The 19,999-nt window shown below is 66.9% G+C and carries 20 protein-coding genes and 1 pseudogene; 8 read left to right on the top strand and 13 right to left on the bottom strand.

Annotation, left to right across the window (positions count from 1 at the left end; all coding sequences use genetic code 11):
* Positions 1–150: 150 nt before the first annotated feature.
* Positions 151–942, bottom strand: coding sequence for an adenosylmethionine decarboxylase (speD, locus tag ACF3M1_RS14085; protein ID WP_394001674.1), 792 nt, complete (start codon positions 940–942; stop codon positions 151–153).
* Between the two features lie 189 nt (positions 943–1,131).
* Here speD and crp point away from each other — a divergent pair, with 189 nt between their 5' ends.
* The 3 genes from crp (at position 1,132) to ACF3M1_RS14100 (ending at position 3,062) form a co-directional block, all read left to right on the top strand.
* Positions 1,132–1,767, top strand: a complete 636-nt coding sequence (gene crp, locus ACF3M1_RS14090; protein WP_394001676.1) for a cAMP-activated global transcriptional regulator CRP — start codon at positions 1,132–1,134, stop codon at positions 1,765–1,767.
* A 5-nt stretch (positions 1,768–1,772) separates the two neighbouring features.
* A complete protein-coding gene (locus ACF3M1_RS14095; RefSeq protein WP_394001678.1) occupies positions 1,773–2,246 on the top strand; it encodes a GNAT family N-acetyltransferase in 474 nt (157 codons plus the stop codon).
* Positions 2,247–2,309: 63 nt separating this feature from the next.
* Positions 2,310–3,062 carry a sulfite exporter TauE/SafE family protein gene (locus ACF3M1_RS14100; RefSeq protein WP_394001680.1) on the top strand — a complete coding sequence of 251 codons (753 nt, stop codon included), beginning with the start codon at positions 2,310–2,312 and terminating at the stop codon, positions 3,060–3,062.
* On the opposite strand, the gene ACF3M1_RS14105 is transcribed toward ACF3M1_RS14100, so the two are convergent.
* From ACF3M1_RS14105 to rpe, 10 genes and pseudogenes are all read right to left on the bottom strand, one after another.
* Positions 3,045–3,776 (bottom strand): HAD-IB family phosphatase, encoded by a 732-nt coding sequence (locus ACF3M1_RS14105; RefSeq protein ID WP_394005285.1) that lies wholly within the window; start codon positions 3,774–3,776, stop codon positions 3,045–3,047. The genes ACF3M1_RS14100 and ACF3M1_RS14105 overlap by 18 nt on opposite strands.
* A 186-nt stretch (positions 3,777–3,962) precedes the next feature.
* Positions 3,963–4,745, bottom strand: a pseudogene (gene trpC, locus ACF3M1_RS14110) (indole-3-glycerol phosphate synthase TrpC); the annotation flags it as partial.
* 84 nt (positions 4,746–4,829) lie between these two features.
* Entirely contained in the window at positions 4,830–5,159 is a 330-nt protein-coding gene (locus ACF3M1_RS14115) for an antibiotic biosynthesis monooxygenase family protein (RefSeq protein ID WP_394001681.1), read from the bottom strand.
* A gap of 138 nt (positions 5,160–5,297) precedes the next feature.
* A complete protein-coding gene (gene trpD, locus ACF3M1_RS14120) occupies positions 5,298–6,335 on the bottom strand; it encodes an anthranilate phosphoribosyltransferase (protein WP_394001683.1) in 1,038 nt (345 codons plus the stop codon).
* A gap of 152 nt (positions 6,336–6,487) precedes the next feature.
* Positions 6,488–7,066, bottom strand: a complete 579-nt coding sequence (locus tag ACF3M1_RS14125) for an anthranilate synthase component II (RefSeq protein WP_394001685.1) — start codon at positions 7,064–7,066, stop codon at positions 6,488–6,490.
* Positions 7,067–8,842, bottom strand: coding sequence for a DUF262 domain-containing protein (locus ACF3M1_RS14130; protein WP_394001687.1), 1,776 nt, complete (start codon positions 8,840–8,842; stop codon positions 7,067–7,069). It lies immediately after the preceding gene.
* Between the two features lie 5 nt (positions 8,843–8,847).
* The gene (trpE, locus tag ACF3M1_RS14135; protein ID WP_394001689.1) at positions 8,848–10,332 is read right to left on the bottom strand and encodes an anthranilate synthase component I; all 1,485 of its coding nucleotides are present in this window, start codon (positions 10,330–10,332) and stop codon (positions 8,848–8,850) included.
* Between the two features lie 149 nt (positions 10,333–10,481).
* Positions 10,482–11,432: a lipid kinase YegS gene (gene yegS / locus ACF3M1_RS14140; RefSeq protein WP_394001691.1), complete on the bottom strand. Its 951-nt coding sequence runs from the start codon at positions 11,430–11,432 to the stop codon at positions 10,482–10,484.
* Positions 11,433–11,699: 267 nt separating this feature from the next.
* Positions 11,700–12,179 carry a ribonuclease E activity regulator RraA gene (gene rraA, locus ACF3M1_RS14145; protein WP_394001692.1) on the bottom strand — a complete coding sequence of 160 codons (480 nt, stop codon included), beginning with the start codon at positions 12,177–12,179 and terminating at the stop codon, positions 11,700–11,702.
* A 5-nt stretch (positions 12,180–12,184) separates the two neighbouring features.
* Positions 12,185–12,865: a ribulose-phosphate 3-epimerase gene (rpe, locus tag ACF3M1_RS14150; protein WP_394001694.1), complete on the bottom strand. Its 681-nt coding sequence runs from the start codon at positions 12,863–12,865 to the stop codon at positions 12,185–12,187.
* 260 nt (positions 12,866–13,125) lie between these two features.
* Here rpe and ACF3M1_RS14155 point away from each other — a divergent pair, with 260 nt between their 5' ends.
* Entirely contained in the window at positions 13,126–13,968 is an 843-nt protein-coding gene (locus ACF3M1_RS14155; RefSeq protein ID WP_394001695.1) for an outer membrane protein, read from the top strand.
* 110 nt (positions 13,969–14,078) lie between these two features.
* Here ACF3M1_RS14155 and ACF3M1_RS14160 read toward each other — a convergent pair whose 3' ends face one another.
* A complete protein-coding gene (locus ACF3M1_RS14160) occupies positions 14,079–14,423 on the bottom strand; it encodes a DnaJ family molecular chaperone (protein WP_394001697.1) in 345 nt (114 codons plus the stop codon).
* Positions 14,424–14,533: 110 nt separating this feature from the next.
* Between ACF3M1_RS14160 and ACF3M1_RS14165 the strand changes: the two genes are divergently transcribed.
* Positions 14,534–15,430, top strand: coding sequence for a phosphoribosylaminoimidazolesuccinocarboxamide synthase (locus ACF3M1_RS14165; RefSeq protein WP_394001699.1), 897 nt, complete (start codon positions 14,534–14,536; stop codon positions 15,428–15,430).
* A gap of 443 nt (positions 15,431–15,873) precedes the next feature.
* On the opposite strand, the gene ACF3M1_RS14170 is transcribed toward ACF3M1_RS14165, so the two are convergent.
* On the bottom strand, positions 15,874–16,944 hold the full coding sequence (locus ACF3M1_RS14170) for an IS30 family transposase (protein WP_394001701.1): 1,071 nt from the start codon (positions 16,942–16,944) through the stop codon (positions 15,874–15,876).
* Between the two features lie 281 nt (positions 16,945–17,225).
* On the opposite strand from ACF3M1_RS14170, the gene ACF3M1_RS14175 reads away from it, so the two are divergent.
* The 3 genes from ACF3M1_RS14175 to ACF3M1_RS14185 all read left to right on the top strand — a co-directional run bounded on the left by ACF3M1_RS14175 (position 17,226) and on the right by ACF3M1_RS14185 (position 19,999).
* Complete coding sequence (locus ACF3M1_RS14175) at positions 17,226–18,296, top strand: IS30 family transposase (RefSeq protein ID WP_394001701.1); 1,071 nt, start codon at positions 17,226–17,228, stop codon at positions 18,294–18,296.
* Positions 18,297–18,573: 277 nt separating this feature from the next.
* Complete coding sequence (locus ACF3M1_RS14180) at positions 18,574–19,050, top strand: DUF962 domain-containing protein (protein WP_394001703.1); 477 nt, start codon at positions 18,574–18,576, stop codon at positions 19,048–19,050.
* A 55-nt stretch (positions 19,051–19,105) separates the two neighbouring features.
* Positions 19,106–19,999, top strand: coding sequence for a DMT family transporter (locus ACF3M1_RS14185; RefSeq protein WP_394001705.1), 894 nt, complete (start codon positions 19,106–19,108; stop codon positions 19,997–19,999).

Raw genomic sequence — 19,999 nt, forward strand, 5'->3', positions numbered from 1 at the left:
GATTCGACGGCGCGGCGCCCTGCCATCCAAGGCAGAACGCCGCTATCCCAAACGAAACGGCCCCGCATCGCGCGGGGCCGTTTTCGATGTGTGACCCGCCGTTGCGAATCACCAATCACCAATCACGAATCACGAATCACGGCTCTTCGATCAATCGACCAGATTGCGCCCGTGATACAGCTCTTCGATCTCGCGTTTGAGCCGCGCTTCGATCTTCATCCGGTCCTTGAACGACAGGTTTCGGGCCTTCTCTTCGAACAGGTACTGGTCGAGATCGAAGTCCTTCAGATGCATCTTCGTGTGGAAGATGTTCTCCTGATAGACATTCACATCCAGCGCGTCGTAGCGCGACTTGATGTTCTTGGCCAGGTAGTCCTGGATCGAATTGATCTTGTGGTCGATGTAGTGCTTCCTGCCCTTCACGTCACGGGTAAAACCGCGCACGCGGTAATCCATCGTCACGATGTCGGACTCGAGGCTCTCGATCAGGTAGTTCAGCGCCTTCAGCGGCGAGATCACGCCGCAGGTCGCCACGTCGATGTCGGCGCGGAACGTCGCGATGCCGTTGTCCGGATGGGTTTCCGGATACGTGTGCACCGTGATGTGCGACTTGTCGAGGTGCGCGACGACGGCGTCGGAGATCACGCCCTTCGCCTGCGACTTGTCGATCACCGGCTCCTCGGAAATGAGGATCGTGACCGACGCGCCCTGCGGCTCGTAGTCCTGGCGGGCGACGTTGAGGATGTTGGCGCCGATGATCTCGGCCACGTCCGTGAGGATCTGCGTCAACCGGTCGGCGTTGTACACCTCGTCGATGTACGCGATGTAGCGCTGCCGTTCGTCCTCGGACGAGGCGTAGCAGACATCGTAGATGTTGAACGACAGAGCCTTGGTCAGGTTGTTGAAACCCTGGAGCTTCAGGCGCGGGAGCGGTTTGACCACAGCGGTCGACCCTCGGGGGTTGGGCAAACCGGGATTATGCGGCAAAGCGGCCATCGCCCGCGACCTTGCCGCGTGACGGTTTGCCCCCGGGGCGCGGACCGCCTACTCTTCGGCATTCCCCGTCCCGATGGCCCCATGATCCAGACGCCCGTGGCCCTGATCAGCTCTCCTGCACGATCGCCGCACCCGATGGCTCCGTCGGCTGCCGCCATCGAACGCTTCCTTGCACACTGTCATCGCCGCCGCTATCCGCCGCGCAGCGAAGTGTTCCGCCCCGGAGATCCGGCCGGCACGCTGTATTTCGTGGTCAGCGGCTCGGTCAGCATCATCACCGAAGAGGACGACGGCCGCGAGCTGATCCTCGGCTATTTCGGGCCGGGCGAGATGGTCGGCGAGATGGGGCTGTTCATCGAATCCGACGTGCGCGAGGTGATCCTGCGCACGCGCACCCAGTGCGAACTGGCCGAGATCAGCTACGAACGGCTGTACCAGCTGTTCGAAGGCACGCTGGCCAACGACGCCACCTCGATCATGTACGCGATCGGTGCGCAGCTCTCTCGGCGCCTGCTCGACACCAGCCGCAAGGCCGGGCGCCTGGCGTTCCTCGACGTGACCGACCGCATCATCCGCACGCTGCACGACCTGACGCGCGAACCCGAGGCGATGAGCCATCCGCAGGGCACCCAGCTGCGGATCTCGCGGCAGGAACTCGCCCGCCTCGTCGGTTGCTCGCGCGAGATGGCCGGTCGCGTCCTCAAGAAGCTCCAGGCCGACAACAAGCTGACCGCGCGCGGCAAGACCGTCGTGCTGTTCGGGACCCGATAAGCGCGATGAAGCCCGGCCACTTCGCACCGCGTGGTGATCTGCCGGATGCGGACCTGCGCAGCGCATCGGTCATCGATGCCGACGACGTCGCCGCGCTGCTGTCGGAGCTGGGCTATCCCTGCAGCGAGGCCGAGGCGCGCGAGCGCATCCGCGCCGTCACCGCGAATGACCGTCAGGCGCTGGTGCTCGCACGCAGCGGAGGCCGCGTCTGCGGCCTGATCGCGCTGGATTTCATGTATTACCTGCCGCTCGGCACGACCACCTGCCGCATCACCGCGCTGGTGGTGACGAGCACCGCCCAGGGCCATGGCCTGGGCCGGCAACTGCTGAAGGAAGCCGAGCGCCGCGCGCGCTTCGGTGGCGCCGCGCGCCTGGAGCTGTCCAGCGGCTCGCAGCGCGCCGACGCCCACGCGTTCTACCAGGCCTGCGGGTTCTCCGACGGCACGCTGCGCTTCATCAAACGCCTCGGCGACGCCTGACGCGCGCCGCAACGCCGCCCTCACGGCGGCACGCCAGACTCGCGGCATCCGGCGGAGCGTGGCATGGAACTCGGCGACCAATTCCTGTTCTTCGTCATGGTGGGCCTCGCCGCGCAGCTGATCGACGGCGCGCTCGGCATGGCCTTCGGGCTCGTCTCGTCATCGGTGCTGCTGAGCATGGGCGTGCCGCCGGCTGCGGTCAGCGCCAGCGTGCACACCGCCGAGGTGTTCACCACCGGCGCGTCGGGCGTCTCGCATCTGGCAATGCGCAACGTGGACCGGCGGCTGTTCCTGCGGCTGGCGATTCCTGGCGTCGTCGGCGGTGTCATCGGCGCCTATGTGCTGACCCGCTTGCCCGGCGATGTCGTGCGCCCTTTCATCTACGCCTATCTGCTGGTGCTGTCGGCGCTGATCCTGCTGCGTGCGGCCGGCCGCCTGGTGCCCAAGCGCGAAGTCCAGCGTGTGCCGGTGCTCGGCTTCGTCGCCGGCCTGCTCGATGCGACCGGTGGCGGCGGCTGGGGGCCCGTGGCGACCTCGACGCTGCTGGCCCGCGGCGGCACCGCGCGCACCACGATCGGCACCGTCAACGCGGCCGAGTTCCTGGTCACGCTGGCGATCTCGATCACCTTCTTCCTGACCATCGGCCTGCAGCACCTGGATGTGATCCTGGGCCTGCTGGTCGGCGGCATGATCGCCGCGCCGCTCGCCGCACTGTTCGTGCGCCATGTGCGCGAACGCTGGGTGCTGCTGGCGGTCGGACTGCTGGTGATGGCGATCAGCCTCTACCAGATCGGCCGGTCACTGCTGGCCGGGTGACGCCTCGGCCGGCGTGCCGCCGCGACCCGCACATCCCCAGTTGAGAATCGGCGTGCCGGGCGACAGCGCCCGGCGGAACATCCCGACGGCGCCGTGTTTCGGATTCACCACCACCGGCGCCTTCGCCGCCTTGAGCAGCGGGAGATCGGCGGAGGAATCCGAGTAGGCGATGTCGATGTCGCCGTAGCCGTGTTCGCGCAGCATGCGCATCTTCTCTTCGGCATGGCAGTGGCGCTTGGCCCCCACGCCGCCGAACTTCGGGCCGACCACCGTTCCGATGACCGGCACCGCTTCGTGCGCGACGAAGGCGAGGATCGCGCGCGCGAGCTCCGGCGGTGCGCCGGTCGCGATGACGACACGATCACCGGCCTCGCGATGCCCATGCAGCACGTCGAGCGCCACCGGCAACAGGCGCGGCCGGATCGCCTCGGCATGGGTGGCGACGTACCGGTCGACCAGGGCGTCGAGCGAACCGCGGCTGTGCAGCCCGATCGTGCCGATCCAGACATACGCGGAAATTCCGTAGCGGCGCGTGGGCAGGAACGCGATCATCGGCCCGCAGACCGGCGCGACCAGCAGCGCCAGCGCCTGGCGCCACCAGTTGCGCTTGATCAACCAGGCGAACAGATGGGTGCCCGAGTCGCCGTCGTAGAGGGTGTGGTCGAAATCGAACACGACCGTCTTCGTTTCGGTGTCCGACGCGCTTCGAAGCAGGGTCGCGACCACGGGCGAACCATCCTCCAGCGGCGCGTTCGCCGGCGCATCCGGCACGGGCGCGGTGGCGGTGGCGTTGGCGATCGCGATCGAGGACAGGTCGCCCGTGGTCGAGACCGCGACTTCCGGCGCGGATGCAACGCCATCGGGCAGCCCGGGCGCGGTATCCGGTGCACGCGACACCGCGAACAAGCGGCGCAACGCTGCACCAGGGTCGGGTTCGCGCATGAAGGTCTCACCGACCAGGAACGCCTCCACCCCGGCGCCGCGCATGCGCGCGACGTCGTCGGCGGTGTGGATGCCGCTCTCGGTCACCAGACGCCGGTCGCGCGGCACCGCGGACTGCAGGGCCAGCGTGGTGTCGAGCGAGACCTCGAACGAGCGCAGACTGCGATTGTTGATGCCCAGCAGCGGCGCCGGCACCTGCAGCGCGCGCTCGAGCTCGTCGATGTCGTGCACTTCCACCAGCACGTCCATGTCCAGCGACATGGCCTGCTCCGCCAGCTCGACCAGTTGCCGGTCGTCGAGTGCGGCCACGATCAGCAGGATGCAGTCCGCTCCCAGCGCACGTGCCTCGACCACCTGCCAGGGATCGATGGTGAAGTCCTTGCGCAGCACCGGCAGCGCACAGGCGGCGCGCGCCTGCTGCAGGTACACGTCGGCGCCCTGGAAAAAATCGACGTCGGTCAGCACCGACAGGCATGCCGCGCCGCCCGCCTCGTAGCTGCGCGCGATGTCGGCAGGCCGGAAGTCGGCGCGGATCACGCCCTTGGACGGACTGGCCTTCTTGACCTCGGCGATCACCGCGGCTTCGCCGGCGGCGATCCTGGCTTCGATCGCGCGCGCGAAGCCGCGCACCGGAGGTGCGTCCGCCGCGCGTGCGACGAGTTCATTGAAAGAATGCGCAGCGCGGCGCGCCGCGATTTCTTCGTGTTTGCGCGCCAGGATGCGCTGCAGGACGTCGTTCAAGGTCGGCACCAGGAGCCGGCATCCGGTGCCGGTCGAAAAAGGCCGATCACGATACCGCAGGCGGCCGACCGCCGCCGGTCCGGATCACGCCGTCATCGGTACCGCGGCCGCGTGTTCGCTGGCGGCGTCCCAGCCGTAGCCCCGCTCCACCCGGGCGATCTGCACCATGTAGCGTTCGTACCAGGAGCGGCGCCCGCTCTCGCGGACCACGCCGTGTTCGTCGTGGGCCCGCCAGGCGCGGATCGACGCCTCGTCGGTCCAGTAGCTGAGGGTGATGCCGTTGCCGTCCTCGTCGCGTACCGAATGCACGCCCAGAAAGCCCGGCTGGAGTCGTGCCAGCTCGAACATGCGCTCGCTGGTGCGCTGGTAGCCGGGATCGTCATGCGTGTTCCGGGTCGAACGGAAGATGGCCACGTAATACGGCGGACGGGGCAGAACCGGAGACGGCATACAGCGCGACAGCATGGCAGCGACGACGCGTCACGATGCACGCCGCATCGATGTGACGCCACCGTTCATCTACCAAACTGCGACGGGGTTCGCGCTCCGTGACTAGTCCGGCAGCGCGTGGGTCGCGGCCACGAAGGCGTCGAGCCGGGCGCGCGCGGCGCCGCTGCGGATCGTCTCGCGAGCCTGCACGACGCCCTCGGCGATCGTCGTGGCGACACCGGCGACATACAGCGCCGCGCCGGCGTTGAGGCAGACGATGTCCTGGGCCAGGCCGGGTTGTCCGTCGAGCGCCTCGAGCAGCAGCGTGCGCGACTGCGCGGCATCGTCGACCCGCAGGTTACGACTGGCGGCCATCGCGATGCCGTAATCCTCGGGGTGGATCTCGTACTCGCGCACCTCGCCGTCGCGCAGCTCGCCGACCAGGGTGCCGGCGCCGAGCGAGATCTCATCCATGCCGTCGCGGCCCCAGACCACCAGCGCGCGCTCGGCGCCGAGCTCGCGCAGTACACGCACCTGGATGCCGACGAGGTCGGGATGGAACACGCCCATGAGGATGTTCGGTGCCCCGGCCGGGTTGGTCAGCGGCCCGAGGATGTTGAAGATCGTGCGCACGCCCATCTCCCGGCGCACCGGCGCGACCGCCTTCATCGCCGGATGGTGCACGGGCGCGAACATGAAGCCGATGCCAGTGTCGGCGATGCAGCGCGCGACCGCATCCGGCTGCAGGTCGATGCGCGCGCCGAGCGCTTCGAGCACGTCGGCGCTGCCTGACTTGGACGACACGCTGCGGTTGCCGTGCTTGGCCACCTTCGCACCGGCCGCGGCGACGACGAACATGCTGGCCGTGGAGATGTTGAAGGTGTGCGCGCCGTCGCCGCCGGTGCCGACGATGTCGACGAGATGCGCCCGGTCTGCGTCGGCGACTGGCACCGGCAGCGCGAACTCGCGCATCACCTGCGCGGCGCCGGCGATCTCGTCCACGGTTTCCTTCTTGACCCGCAAGCCGGAGAGGATCGCCGCGGTCATCAGCGGCGACACCTCGCCGCGCATGATCTGGCGCATCAGCTCGACCATCTCGTCGCGGAAGATCTCGCGGTGCTCGATAGTGCGTTGCAGGGCTTCGTGGGGGGTGATGGGCATGGGGGGGACTCGTGATTCGTGATGAACGGACGTTCGTCCGTTGAAAGCCGTGATGTGTGAGCTGTGAGCTGTGAGCTGTGCTTCGTGATTAGTGAAACGCGTCGCTTCTTCCTGTCATTCCAGCGAAGGCGGGGATTCGTACGCGGGACGCCTCACCTCTCCAGAAAATTCCTCAACAGCGCATGCCCGTGCTCGGTCAGGATCGACTCGGGATGGAACTGCACGCCTTCGACCGGATGCGTGCGGTGACGCAGGCCCATGATCTCCTCGCGGCTGCCGTCGTCGTTCTCGGTCCACGCGGTGACTTCGAGACACGCCGGCAGCGATGACTGCTCGACCACCAGCGAGTGGTAACGCGTGGCCTCGTAGCCATCCGGCAGGCCGGCGAACACGCCGCGGCCTTCGTGGCGAATGGCCGAGGTCTTGCCGTGCATGATCCGCTGCGCGCGGATGACCTTGCCGCCGTAGGCCTGGCCGATGCCCTGATGACCGAGGCACACACCGAGGATCGGCGTCGTCGCGCCGAGGCGTTCGATCAGTTCCAGCGACACGCCCGCCTCGTTCGGCGTGCACGGCCCCGGCGAGATCACGATGCGCTCGGGTGCGAGCTTCTGGATCTCGTCGACCGTCAGCGCATCGTTGCGCTCCACCCGCACATCGGCGCCCAGCGCCTGCAGGTACTGCACGAGATTCCAGGTGAAGCTGTCGTAGTTGTCGAGCATCAACAGCATTCAACTCTCCAAATAGCCGAACACCGTGCCCGCAAGCGCAGTCAGTTCCAACTGACGCGCTGTAATGGCCCCTGCACTCCAGCAAGGGTAATCATCATTGGGATACGAGCGCAGCTTCGCCGCCGCGCGGGTGAAAGACGTATTCCCCACTGCCTGCGGCGCCACGACGGAACGCGTCATAAAAAGACTTGACTTGACGTATTCGACTTTCTTGTCCGACAGAAAATCTTGCCCCACCTTGATGTTCACTGGCTTCTCCAGCAACACGAGGTTCCCTAGTTTTTGCTTGAACTCGTGGTAACGCTCTGGCTGATCAAAGGCCTCCATGATTGCCTGCGTGGGCGTATTTGGCAGGATATGCTCGATCTGGTGATCCCAGTACTGCTGGATGCCACGCGGGATACCGGTGGCCATGTGCTCTACGAATTGGGAGAGTCGTGCCAGGACGAACCGAACAGCGGTCTTCCTTTCTAACCCGAGGCCGGCGAGCGCGGTCATAGCCGCCGCAGAGCGCTTCCTTATCTCCGGCTCTAGAGAAGTCTCCATGAAAGCCTCGAATGCCACCTGATCGTCAGGATTCACTTCCCTCAGCTTCGGAGCAGCATTGGAGAAAATCGCATCGAGCGCCTTGGTCGGCTCCTTCGCGAGCACGAAGGCGACGAAAAGCGCTTCCAGCCGATGCGAAAGCATCGCCACTTGGACGACGCCTAGTCGCTTGGATGCAAGCATAATGATCAAGTGCTGGCGCGCTCGACCGGAGAGTCGAACGATGTTCTCCAGACTTGGATTCGGTTGCAGCACGAAGTCCCGATAGTCACGCGCTGCTTCAAGCAGCTTTCGTGCGAACCCAGTGGGATTATCTAGAATGCCGATCTGTCGCTGATTGACGTCGATCCATTCGTATAAGTCGTCTTCTGTCAACGGCTTGCTCGACTTGCGGGCGTGCGGCCATTGAGAAAGCACGAAGTAGCGCAAGAATCTCAACGGCTTCTCGCCGGCTCCGCCCTTGCGCTCTTGCACAGTACGGACCATTTCCTGCCAGTCCTTGTTCAGGGCGTCATATTTATCCTTACTTGCCCGCATGAACAACAGGTTCTTGAGCAAGTCCATCGCGTTGAGGCCAATGCCCCGATCGTTGATCGTTTCAAAAATTCGCAGCGCTTCGGAAACGTTCGCGGTTTCGATCTTGACCAGCCGCACTCGCTTTGTCAGGCGAGCCTGGAACTGACGGATCCGCTCCGCCTTTCCGGAAAAGCGCTCGAGAAATTCGACGACGACGTCATAGGCCTCAAGCATATTTCGAGCCGAAACCGGCAGTTTCCGCCGCTCCAACTGCCCAACCTGACGTGCTGCAATGAATTGCAAGGCTTCACCCGCATCCTGGTAAAGGGGCATCAGGCGCAGGCGTTCCTGCGTCTTGCCATCGTCGTCCTGGTATGTAGCGCGGATAAGCTTGTTCAGATGGGACAGGTCGTCATCTCCCGCCAGCGTTCCCAGGACATCGCGGATGCCACAGAGTGCGATGTAGAGCGTCGTGATCCGCTGCTGACCGTCAATCAGCTGGAGGACGTCATTCTCTTTGTAGGCAACGATGCTGCCGATGAAGTATTCAGTGTCGACTGGCGATCCGTTTTCGTCGAACAAAGCGTCGAAAGCGTCCTCCAGAAGCGTACGCACCTGCTCATCCTGCCAAACGTATTCACGCTGAAACGCGGGAATGGCGTAGAAATCATTGAATACTTCTTCAACGGTAGGATGCGTCACGTTCAGCTTCATGATCCCTATAGCCCCTTTGCTGCCTGCGCCACCGCGCGGAACAGCGCGCGGCCCTTGTTCATGGTCTCGGCCCATTCCATTTCCGGATCCGAGTCGTAGACGATGCCGGCGCCGGCCTGCACGTAGAGGCGGCCGTCCTGGATCACTGCAGTGCGGATCGCGATCGCGGTATCGGCGTCGCCGTGCCAGCCGATGTAGCCGACCGCGCCCGAATAGACGTTGCGCTTGACCGGTTCGAGGCTGCGGATGATCTCCAGCGCGCGCACCTTCGGCGCGCCGCTGACGGTGCCGGCCGGGAACGTCGCGCGCAGGACGTCGGCATAGCTCAGGCCGTCCTTCAGGCGGCCGGTCACTTCGCTGACGATGTGCATGACGTGGCTGTAACGCTCGATGACGAAGCGCTCGCCCAGTTCAACCGTGCCCGGCGCCGACACGTGGCCGACGTCGTTGCGGCCGAGATCGATCAGCATCAGGTGCTCGGCGCGCTCCTTGGGATCGGCGAGCAGCTCGGCTTCCAGCGCCTGGTCCTGCGCCGGCGTCGCGCCGCGCGGGCGGGTGCCGGCGATCGGGCGTACGGTGACTTCACCGTCCTTGAGGCGCACCAGGATTTCCGGCGAGGAACCGACAACCTGGGTGCCGCCAACATCGAGGAAATACATGTAGGGCGACGGATTCAACGCGCGCAGTGCGCGGTAGACGTCGACCGGCCGCGCATTGAACGGCACCGACATGCGCTGCGACAGCACGACCTGGAAGGCGTCGCCGGCGGCGATGAACTCCTTCGTCTTTGCGACCGCGTCGAGGAAGCCCTCGCGGGTGAAGCCGGACACGAAATCCGATTCGTCGAGCGCGGCCGGCTGCAGCGTTTCCGGATAGCCGGCGCCGCCCTGGCGCAGGCGATGGGTCAGCGCATCGAGCCGGCGGTTCGCGCGCAGCCAGGCCTGCGATTCGCGGGTGTCGGCGTGGACTACGAGGTAGAGCCGGCCCTTGAGGTTGTCGAACACCGCGACCTCGGTGCTCAGCATCAGCAGGATGTCGGGCGTCCCGAGTTCGTCACGCACGTCGGCGCGCCGGCCGTCGCGCAGGCGCGGTTCGATGTACTCGATGCATTCGAAGCCGAACCAGCCGACGAGGCCGCCGGTAAAGTCCGGCAGGCCGTCGATCTGCGGCACCGAATGCGCGGTGCGCAGACGCTCGACTTCAGCGAAGGGATCCTCGACCTCGCGCGTTTCGATGACTTCGCCATGCGCGCGTACGGTCAGCGTATGGCCGTGGAACGCGTACACGCGCTCGGCCGGCAGACCGATGATCGAGTAGCGGCCGAAGCGTTCGCCGCCTTCGACCGATTCGAATAGATAGGTATGCGGGCCGTCGGCGAGCTTGAGATAGACCGAGAGCGGCGTATCGAGATCGCTCAGGACCTCGCGGACCACGGGAACGTGGGTGTGGCCGTCAGCGGCGTGGTGCTGGAACTCGGTGTGCGTGATCACGCGGCATTTCCTGGTCAGTCGGACGAACGGGAGCAACGGAGGCGGTACGCCACCATCGCCAGCCGGCGTCGGGCAAACGGAAATGCGGGAGTGCGGACGCGTGCATGGCGGCTACTGTAACGGCTCGACCGGTCGTGCGCGACAGGGGCTCACGGCACGACGGCCGCGCGCGTGGCGCCCAGCAGCACGCAGTCCGCAGGCAGATGCATGCGCAGCCGTCCCGGCACGCAGCGGATCTCGAAGCGACGCGACGCGACCGGCTCGCCGTCGAGGTTGAGCGTCATCGGCGCCGCGGCGTCGATCGTCACCGCCGGCAGGCGGGTGCGCACGGCGACCTGGTCGAGCGCCGCGACCTTGCCCTCGGTCAGCGCCGTGCGCAGCGTCGAGACGAGCTCGCCTTCCAGCTCACGCACCACGGTGACGTCGAGCAGGCCGTCGTCGATCAGCGCATCCGGGCACAGGGCCTGTCCGCCGCCGGCCTGACGGCCGTTGCCGACACCCAGCGCGATGAACCCGCCGTCCCACTCGAAATCGGCGCCGTGGATGCGGGCCTGGATGGGCTCGATCCGCCCGATCCGCGACAGGCCGGTGATGAAGTACGCCAGCCCGCCCAGCACCTTCTTCAGGCCTTCGTGGGTGTCCACGGTAACCTGGGTGCCGAAGCCGCCGGAGCCGAGGTTGGCGCACCAGTGCACGCTGTCGTCGGCGGTGACGTGGATCAGGTCCACCGGCCGCGGCGTCTGTGCGGCGATCAGCTCCAACGCGGGCAGCGGTTCGTCGGGCAGGCCGGCGGCGGTCGCGAAATCGTTGGCGGTGCCCAGCGGCAGCAGGCCGAGCGACGGCAGCGCCTGCGCGTCGCCGTCGTGCGCGGCGAGGGCGGCGGCCACTTCCTTGAGGGTGCCGTCGCCGCCCCCGGCGATCACCGTGTCGACCCCGTCGGCGACCGCGACACCGACATGCCGGGCGGCATCACCGGCCTCCCAGGTCACCCGGACGTCGACCGTCAGGCCACGCGCGCGCAGCGCGTGCACCGCCTCGCGCACGGCGTCGTCGCCGGCGGATTTTCCGTTGAGGATCAGGCGCCAGTGGGGCAGTGACATGGGGTGGTCGCGTGCGGGGACGGCGCGCAGCGTAGCCGACGCCGGGGCCGGCGCCGTTAACCGTTCGTCACGTCCCTGCCGGCGCGCTGTCATGGCCCTGTCACCGGCGAGGCGGAGCATCGAAGGCCATATCAGGGACGACGGGCGGAGGCGGGATCAGCCTCCAATTTTCCGGAAGGTCGCGTCGCAGGACGCGGCCTTTCTTTCCGTCTGCACCGGCTCGAACGCCGGCATGCGCGCCACCGGCTCCGCCGTGCGCGGACGCGCTCAGACCAGCGCGTGGTCGGCGACGATGACACCGTCGGCGTCGGCGGCCAGCCAATCGCCCGGCCGCAGGGTCAGGCCGCCGAAGCTCACGGGCACATCGCGGACGCCCTGCCCGCGCTTCTCGGTCTTCAGCGGCACGGTGCCGAGGGCCTTGACGCCGAGATCCATCCGGCCGATCGCCTCGCTGTCGCGGATCACGCCATGCACGATCACGCCGACCCAGCCGTTGGCCGTCGCCTGCGCGGCCAGCTGGTCACCGAGCATCGCGCGGCGCGTCGAGCCGCCACCATCGACGACCAGCACACGGCCCGCACCGGGCTCGGCGACGGCCTCGCGCACGCGCGAGTTGTCCTCCAGCGCGAGCACGGTGCTGACGGTACCCGCGAAGGCACGGCGCCCGCCGTAGTCGTGCAGCGCCAGATCGAGCACGCGCACCGCATCGGGATGGGCATCGCAGAGGTCGCAGGTGACGACGCCCATGGCCGTCAGCGCGCGCCGGTGGCCGCCGCGATCTCGGCGCGCATCGCGTCGACCACCGCGCGGTAGTCGGGCTTGCCGAAGATCGCCGAGCCGGCGACGAAGGTGTCGGCGCCCGCGGCCGCGATCGCGCCGATGTTGTCCGGCTTCACCCCGCCGTCGATCTCGAGCCGGATCGGCTTGCCGCTGGCGTCGATGCGCGCGCGCACCTGGCGCAGCTTGTCGAGCGTCGAGGGAATGAACGCCTGGCCGCCGAAGCCGGGATTGACCGACATCAGCAGGACCATGTCGAGTTCCTCGAGTACGTAGTCGAGCACGTCGAGCGGCGTCGCCGGATTGAGCACCAGCCCGGCCTGACAGCCCTCGGCCTTGATCAGCTGGATCGTGCGGTGCACGTGGCGGCTGGCCTCGGGATGGAAGCTGATCAGCGACGCGCCGGCCCTGGCGAAGTCGGGCACGATGCGGTCGACCGGCTCGACCATCAGATGCACATCGATCGGCGCGGTGACACCGTGCGACCGCAGCGCCTCGCAGACCAGGGGCCCGATGGTCAGGTTGGGCACGTAGTGGTTGTCCATGACGTCGAAGTGGACCCAGTCGGCGCCGGCGGCGAGCACGGCGTCGACCTCCTCGCCGAGCCGGGCGAAGTTGGCGGACAGGATCGACGGCGCGATGACGGCAGGCTGCATGGGCACTCCAGGACGGGACGGATGTCGCGGCGAGCGCCGCCCCCGCATTCTAAGGCGGCGATCGCCTGCGGGCAGGTCGCCGCCGGTCGTCGGGCCGGCCGCCTGCATGAATGCAAACCGCCCATTCATTCAGTCTCTCGCCGCATGGCTGCATCCGGCGCACGAATGGTCCCGTAACTCGGTCGACGCGGTGCACCCCCGTGCACCCGATCCGTTCCGGTCGGCACGACGCCGGCCATGCCTCAGGAGAAAGACCGATCATGAAGACGATCCACGCCGCATCCGCAGGACTCGCCCTGCTCGCCACCGCCATCACCCCCGCCTTCGCCCAGTCGGGCGAGGAATGGGTCGGCGGCTACTACGGCGTCTACCTCGGCGCCGCCCAGAGTCCTGACGACAGCGGCAGTGACAGCTTCCTGTTCGATACCGATCTCGACGGCCGCTACGGCGACACCGTGCGCACCGCGGCCGGCGCCGATGCGTTCTCGCCCGGCTTCTGCAACGGCGCGGCCCGTACCGCCACCCCGGACGGCGGCTGCAGCTCCAACGAGGGCGGCGCCGATTTCGGCCTGCGCGGCGGCTACGACTGGCAGTCGGGCAACTGGGTGTTCGGTGTGCTCGGCGAGTACGGCACGGTCGACGTGCGCGACGCCGTCTCGGCCTACAGCACCACGCCGGCGTACTACACGATGTTCCGCAAGGTCGACAGCCTGGCGGCGATCCGCGGCCGCGTCGGCATGGCCTTCGGCCCGCAGTCGGAGAACCTGCTGTACCTGACCGGCGGCTGGGCCTACGCGCGGATCGACAACGACTTCACCACCAGCAACGGCGCCAATGCCTTCACCGGCAACGGCAGCAGCAGCGCCGATGGCTACCAGCTCGGCCTGGGCTACGAGCGCAAGCTCACCCAGAATTTCTCGCTGGGCCTCGAATACCTGTTCACCAGCCTCGACGACTCGGATTACCGCGTGCGCACCGGCCCGGGCACCGCGCCGGCCACCAACCCCTTCCTGATCGTCAACCCGGAGGGCACCGACATGCGCCGCAGCGATACGGACTTCGACTTCGACAGCGTGCGTCTGACCGCCAACTGGCGCTTCTGATCCATGGCCTGCATCCGGCGTGTCACTCCGACACGCCGGATGCAGCGCTGATGTCACCCGTTCCGGCCGCCGCGCGCTGCGTGGCGGCCGCGTCGTCCAGGGCCGCGCGGTCAGCGGCGCGGACGCGCCCCGCCACTGCGGGCCTTGCGGATACGGTCGTAGGCGGCGTTGATCTCCGCCGCGCGCGATTCGGCCTGGGCGCGCAATTCAGGCGCGGCGCCGGCCACCCGGTCCGGGTGGTACTGCGAGATCAGCCGGCGGTAGGCCTGATCGATCTCGGCCTCGCTGGCGTCGGGCGTGACGCCGAGCACGTCGTAGGCCTTGAGCCGACGCGGCGCCAGCCATCCAGCGTCGAAGGCATGCCCGATCACAAGCCCGATGACGCCACCGGCCGGGTGGCGCAACAGCAGCCATCCGGCGATGAAGCCCAGCAATTTTCCGTACCAGCGTCCCATGGCCGGCAGTGTAGCCGCCGCGCGGTGGATGGGGTGCGCCCGCATGCCTGCACCCCACGGGCGTTCGCACTACACTTGCCGGCCGCATGCGATCCACCCGGATGTCAACCGTGTCGACGACCCTGCTCGAAGCGAACCTGCCCGGCCTCCACCTGCGTCACCGCGGCAAGGTCCGCGACGTGTTCGACCTCGGTGACGAGCGCCTGCTGATCGTGGCCACCGACCGCCTCAGCGCGTTCGACGTGGTGCTGCCCGACCCGATTCCGGGCAAGGGCGAGATGCTGTGCCAGATCAGCAATTTCTGGTTCGACCGCACCGCCTCGCTGATGCCCAACCACCTGACCGGCATCGCGGTCGCCGACGTGCTGCCGACGGGCGTCGATCCGGCGCTGTACGCGCAGCGCGCGGTGGTGACGAAGAAGCTCAAGCCGGTGCCGGTCGAGGCGATCGCCCGCGGCTACCTGATCGGCAGCGGCTGGAAGGATTACCAGCGCACCGGCCGCGTCAGCGGCATCGCGCTGCCCGGCGGCCTGCGCCAGGCCGAGCAGCTGCCGCAGCCGATCTTCACCCCGTCGACCAAGGCCGCCGTCGGCGACCACGACGAGAACATCGACTTCGACACGATGGTGCACAGCATCGGCGCCGATCTCGCCGAGCAGGTCCGCGACGCCACGTTGCGCCTGTACGCGTTCGCCGCGGCGCATGCGGCCGAGCGCGGCATCATTCTCGCCGACACGAAGTTCGAATTCGGCACCGACGCCGACGGCCGGCTCTACGTCATGGACGAGATGCTGACGCCGGATTCCTCGCGCTACTGGCCCGCCGACGAGTACGAGGTCGGCACCAGCCCGCCGAGCTACGACAAGCAGATCGTCCGCGATTACCTGGAAACGCTGGATTGGAACAAGACCGCGCCGGGCCCGGCGCTGCCGCCCGAGGTCATCGAGCGCACGCGTGCGCGGTATGCGGACGCCCTGCAGAAGCTGGCGGGGATTTCGGTCGACTGACCACGCGCCTGCGCGACATGCGCAGGACGGGGAACCGGTCCGAGCGAACGCCGACGCGGTGACCGACTGCGGCTGCAGAACACATGGGCTCAGGCCCGTGCGGATCGGCAGTGCCGAGCGTTTGATGTTCCTGCGCGATGACGAGTTCGCACTGCCTGCAGACCCGGAGGGCGCCGGCCATGGATGGCCGGCGTTTCTCGACCGAGCCAGGATGGCGAGTCGAGAAATCCCGGAACGACTGACTCACCGAATTTGCTTCGTCGGGGAGGTCCTTTCTTTTGCTTACTTTTCTTTGGGCCAACAAAGAAAAGTGAGTCGGTCGCCGGCAGGCGAGTGAAAGCACTGCACTTTGCTTGCTCCAAACGAAAGATCAAACGCTTTCGTCCGCTGACGCGGCCGAGTTCATTTCTTTTGGTAGACCCCAAAAGAAACGGAAGGCGGATTCAATACCGAAGTGCATCTTCGATGGAAAATTCCACAGGACGCTTGAGCAGCTTTTCCAGGAACACCTCCGAGGGGAACCGCCATTTCAGCGTTTTGCGCGGCCGCATGTTCAATCGCATCGCGATCCGGTCCAGGTCCTGCTGACTGAATTCCGACAGATCCTCGCCTTTGGGCAGGTACTGGCGCAGCAGGCCGTTGGTGTTCTCGCAGATGCCGCGTTGCCACGGACTGCGCGGGTCGGCGAAATACACATCCAGCCCCGTCTCGGCCGACAGCATCCGATGCAGTGCCATTTCCTTGCCCTGGTCGTAGGTCAGTGTTTTCAGCAAATCCGGCGGCAAGGGTAAGAACGTGCGCGTGAATCCTTCCAGCACGCCACGTGCGGTGTGACGCTCCAATCGGGCCAGCATCACGAACAGGCTGTGTCGACAGACCACGACACCGACGGCAGAGCGGTTGCGCGCGCCCATGATCAGATCGCCTTCCCAGTGACCGGGCACGAGCCGGGCGTCCACCTCCGGCGGGCGCGAGTGGATGCTGGGCATATCCGGCAGTTTCCCGCGGGTTTCCGCACTGCGGCGCAACGGACGGCGCGCGCCGCGGGCCTGACGCAGCAGGGCGACATGCTGGCGACGCAGTTCGCCGCGGGGCATGGCGTAGATGGCCGCGTAGATCGTCTCGTGGCTCACGTGCAGCTCGGGCTGGTCGGGATGACGTTCCCGCAGTTTGGACGCCGTCTGTTGTGGCGACCAACCGGCCGTCAGCAACGTCCAGACCTGCGGCCAGAGCACGCCGTCGGGCCGCAGTTTGCGCTGTGTCCGGGGTATTCGAAGCAATCTGCGTGCACGCTCCCCTGCGCGTGTTGCGTCGTAACCGCCGGCGATCGCCGGCCGACCTCGCAAGCGACGTGGCGGCGGAGGCGTGTATCCGTTGCGCTGCAGTTCGCGAACAATGGTGCTCTGCGCACGTTGCAGGGCAGCGGCAATCGCGTGGGTGCTGGCGCCCGTGCGCTTCATCGCCATGATCGTGCCGCGCTCTTCTGCGCCCAGGTGTCGATAGTGCTGTCCCATGGTGGCTCGGCCGCTCGAAGGTGATGCGCTTCACTTTAGAGTCCGCCTTCCGTTTCTTTTGGGGTCTACCAAAAGAAATGAACTCGGCCGCGTCAGCGGACGAAAGCGTTTGATGTTGCGTTGGCACCGCTTGCAACTCGCGAAGGTAAGGGCAAGGGCAAGGGCAAGGGCAATGCTTTCACTCGCCTGTCGGCGAGCGACTCACTTTTCTTTGTTGGCCCAAAGAAAAGTAAGGGCGGACTCTAAAGTGAAGCGCATCACCTTCGAGCGGCCGAGCCACCATGGGACAGCACTATCGACACCTGGGCGCAGAAGAGCGCGGCACGATCATGGCGATGAAGCGCACGGGCGCCAGCACCCACGCGATTGCCGCTGCCCTGCAACGTGCGCAGAGCACCATTGTTCGCGAACTGCAGCGCAACGGATACACGCCTCCGCCGCCACGTCGCTTGCGAGGTCGGCCGGCGATCGCCGGCGGTTACGACGCAACACGCGCAGGGGAGCGTGCACGCAGATTGCTTCGAATACCCCGGACACAGCGCAAACTGCGGCCCGACGGCGTGCTCTGGCCGCAGGTCTGGACGTTGCTGACGGCCGGTTGGTCGCCACAACAGACGGCGTCCAAACTGCGGGAACGTCATCCCGACCAGCCCGAGCTGCACGTGAGCCACGAGACGATCTACGCGGCCATCTACGCCATGCCCCGCGGCGAACTGCGTCGCCAGCATGTCGCCCTGCTGCGTCAGGCCCGCGGCGCGCGCCGTCCGTTGCGCCGCAGTGCGGAAACCCGCGGGAAACTGCCGGATATGCCCAGCATCCACTCGCGCCCGCCGGAGGTGGACGCCCGGCTCGTGCCCGGTCACTGGGAAGGCGATCTGATCATGGGCGCGCGCAACCGCTCTGCCGTCGGTGTCGTGGTCTGTCGACACAGCCTGTTCGTGATGCTGGCCCGATTGGAGCGTCACACCGCACGTGGCGTGCTGGAAGGATTCACGCGCACGTTCTTACCCTTGCCGCCGGATTTGCTGAAAACACTGACCTACGACCAGGGCAAGGAAATGGCACTGCATCGGATGCTGTCGGCCGAGACGGGGCTGGATGTGTATTTCGCCGACCCGCGCAGTCCGTGGCAACGCGGCATCTGCGAGAACACCAACGGCCTGCTGCGCCAGTACCTGCCCAAAGGCGAGGATCTGTCGGAATTCAGTCAGCAGGACCTGGACCGGATCGCGATGCGATTGAACATGCGGCCGCGCAAAACGCTGAAATGGCGGTTCCCCTCGGAGGTGTTCCTGGAAAAGCTGCTCAAGCGTCCTGTGGAATTTTCCATCGAAGATGCACTTCGGTATTGAATCCGCCAAGCAAAAGAAAGGGCCTCCCCGACGAAGCTCACCCGGTGAGTCAGTCGTTCCGGGATTTCCCGACTCGGCATCCTGCCTCGGTCGGAAAACGCCGGCCATCCATGGCCGACGCCCTTCGGGTCTGCACACGTTGCAGTCCCGTCACCGTTCGCGAGAGCAAGAGCAGGAGCAGGAGCTGGCGCCGAAGCACGGCGCCCACCACCTGCAGCGCCAGCGGTGCGTCTGCGCGTATCCTCGCCCTGGCACTGCTCACGCCCGGAGACCTGCGATGCACGCAACACCCGAACGCCCCATCGATCGCTGGTTCGCCAGCTATTCGGCGGACCATCGCAACCTGCAGAACCAGCGCATCCATGTGTTCGCGGTGCCGGCGATCCTGTGGACGGTGATCGCGTTGCTGTGGTGCATTCCGGGCGGCACCATCTTCAAGCCGGGCATCTGGGCGGCATTGGCGATGTTCGCCGCCTGGCGCTTCTATCACCGTGCGTCGCGCTCGCTCGGCTTCGGCATGCTGGCGGTGTTCCTGCTGCTCGGCGCGCTGACCTTCGCGCTGCACCAGTGGCTGGGCACGCGCGACCTGCTGATCACTGCGGTGAGCGTGTTCGTGCTGGCGTGGATCGCGCAGTTCGTCGGCCACAAGATCGAAGGCCAGAAGCCGAGCTTCCTGACCGACCTGGTGTATCTGCTGATCGGGCCGGCCTGGGTGCTGGCCAAGCTCTACCGCCGGCTCGGCTGGCGCTACTGATCAATCTGCGCAGGCCGGGCGTGCGATGCTTGCGCGCCCGCTCCCGGTGCCTGCCGTGTCGCCGCGCGACCTCGCCCTCATCCTGCTCGTCTGCGTCGCCTGGGCGCTGAATTTCCTGGTCTCGGCGCATGCACTGCGCGAGATCCCGCCATTCCTCTTCACCGCCGTGCGCTTCGCGTTGCTGGCGGTGCCGCTGGTGGTCCTGCTGCGCGCGCCCGCACCCGGGCAATGGCCGCGGCTGCTCGCCGCCTGCCTGTGCATCGGCGTGCTGCATTTCGGACTGAGCTTCCTTGCGCTGCGCCTGTCGAGCGATCTCTCGTCGCCGGCGATCGTGATGCAGAGCTACATCCCGCTGACCGCACTGCTGGCGTGGTGGGTGCTCGGCGAGCGCTTCGCCTGGCGCACCGGGCTGGCAATCGCGGTGAGTTTCGGCGGGGTGCTGGTGCTCGGTTTCGATCCGGTGGTACTGGCCAATCCGGCGGCGCTGCTGACGATGCTGGCCTCGGCGCTGATGCTGGCCATCGGCACGGTACTGATGAAACCGCTGCGCGGCGTCGACGTATGGAACATGCAGGGCTGGACCGCGGTGATCGCGGTGCTGCCGCTGCTGGCGATCAGCCTGGTGTTCGAGCCCGGCGGGTTCGCGATGCTCGCCCAGGCCAGCTGGATCGGCTGGGGCGGCGCGGTGTACGCGGCGTTCGTGTCGTCGCTGCTGGGCCACGGCCTGTACTACGTGCTGGTGCAGCGCTATCCGGTCGCGATGCTGACGCCGTGGCTGTTGCTGGTGCCGGTGTTCGCGATCGCGCTGGGCATCGTGTTCTGGGGCGACCGGCCGGGGCCGCGCCTGTGGATCGGCGGCGCCATGGTGCTCGGTGGCGTGCTCGTGGTGGCCCTGCGCGCATTGCGCAAGGCGCGCCGGCTGGTCGAGGAGCCGATGGCCGGCCCGTGA

Source organism: Luteimonas sp. WGS1318, assembly GCF_043187535.1.
GTDB lineage: Bacteria > Pseudomonadota > Gammaproteobacteria > Xanthomonadales > Xanthomonadaceae > Luteimonas.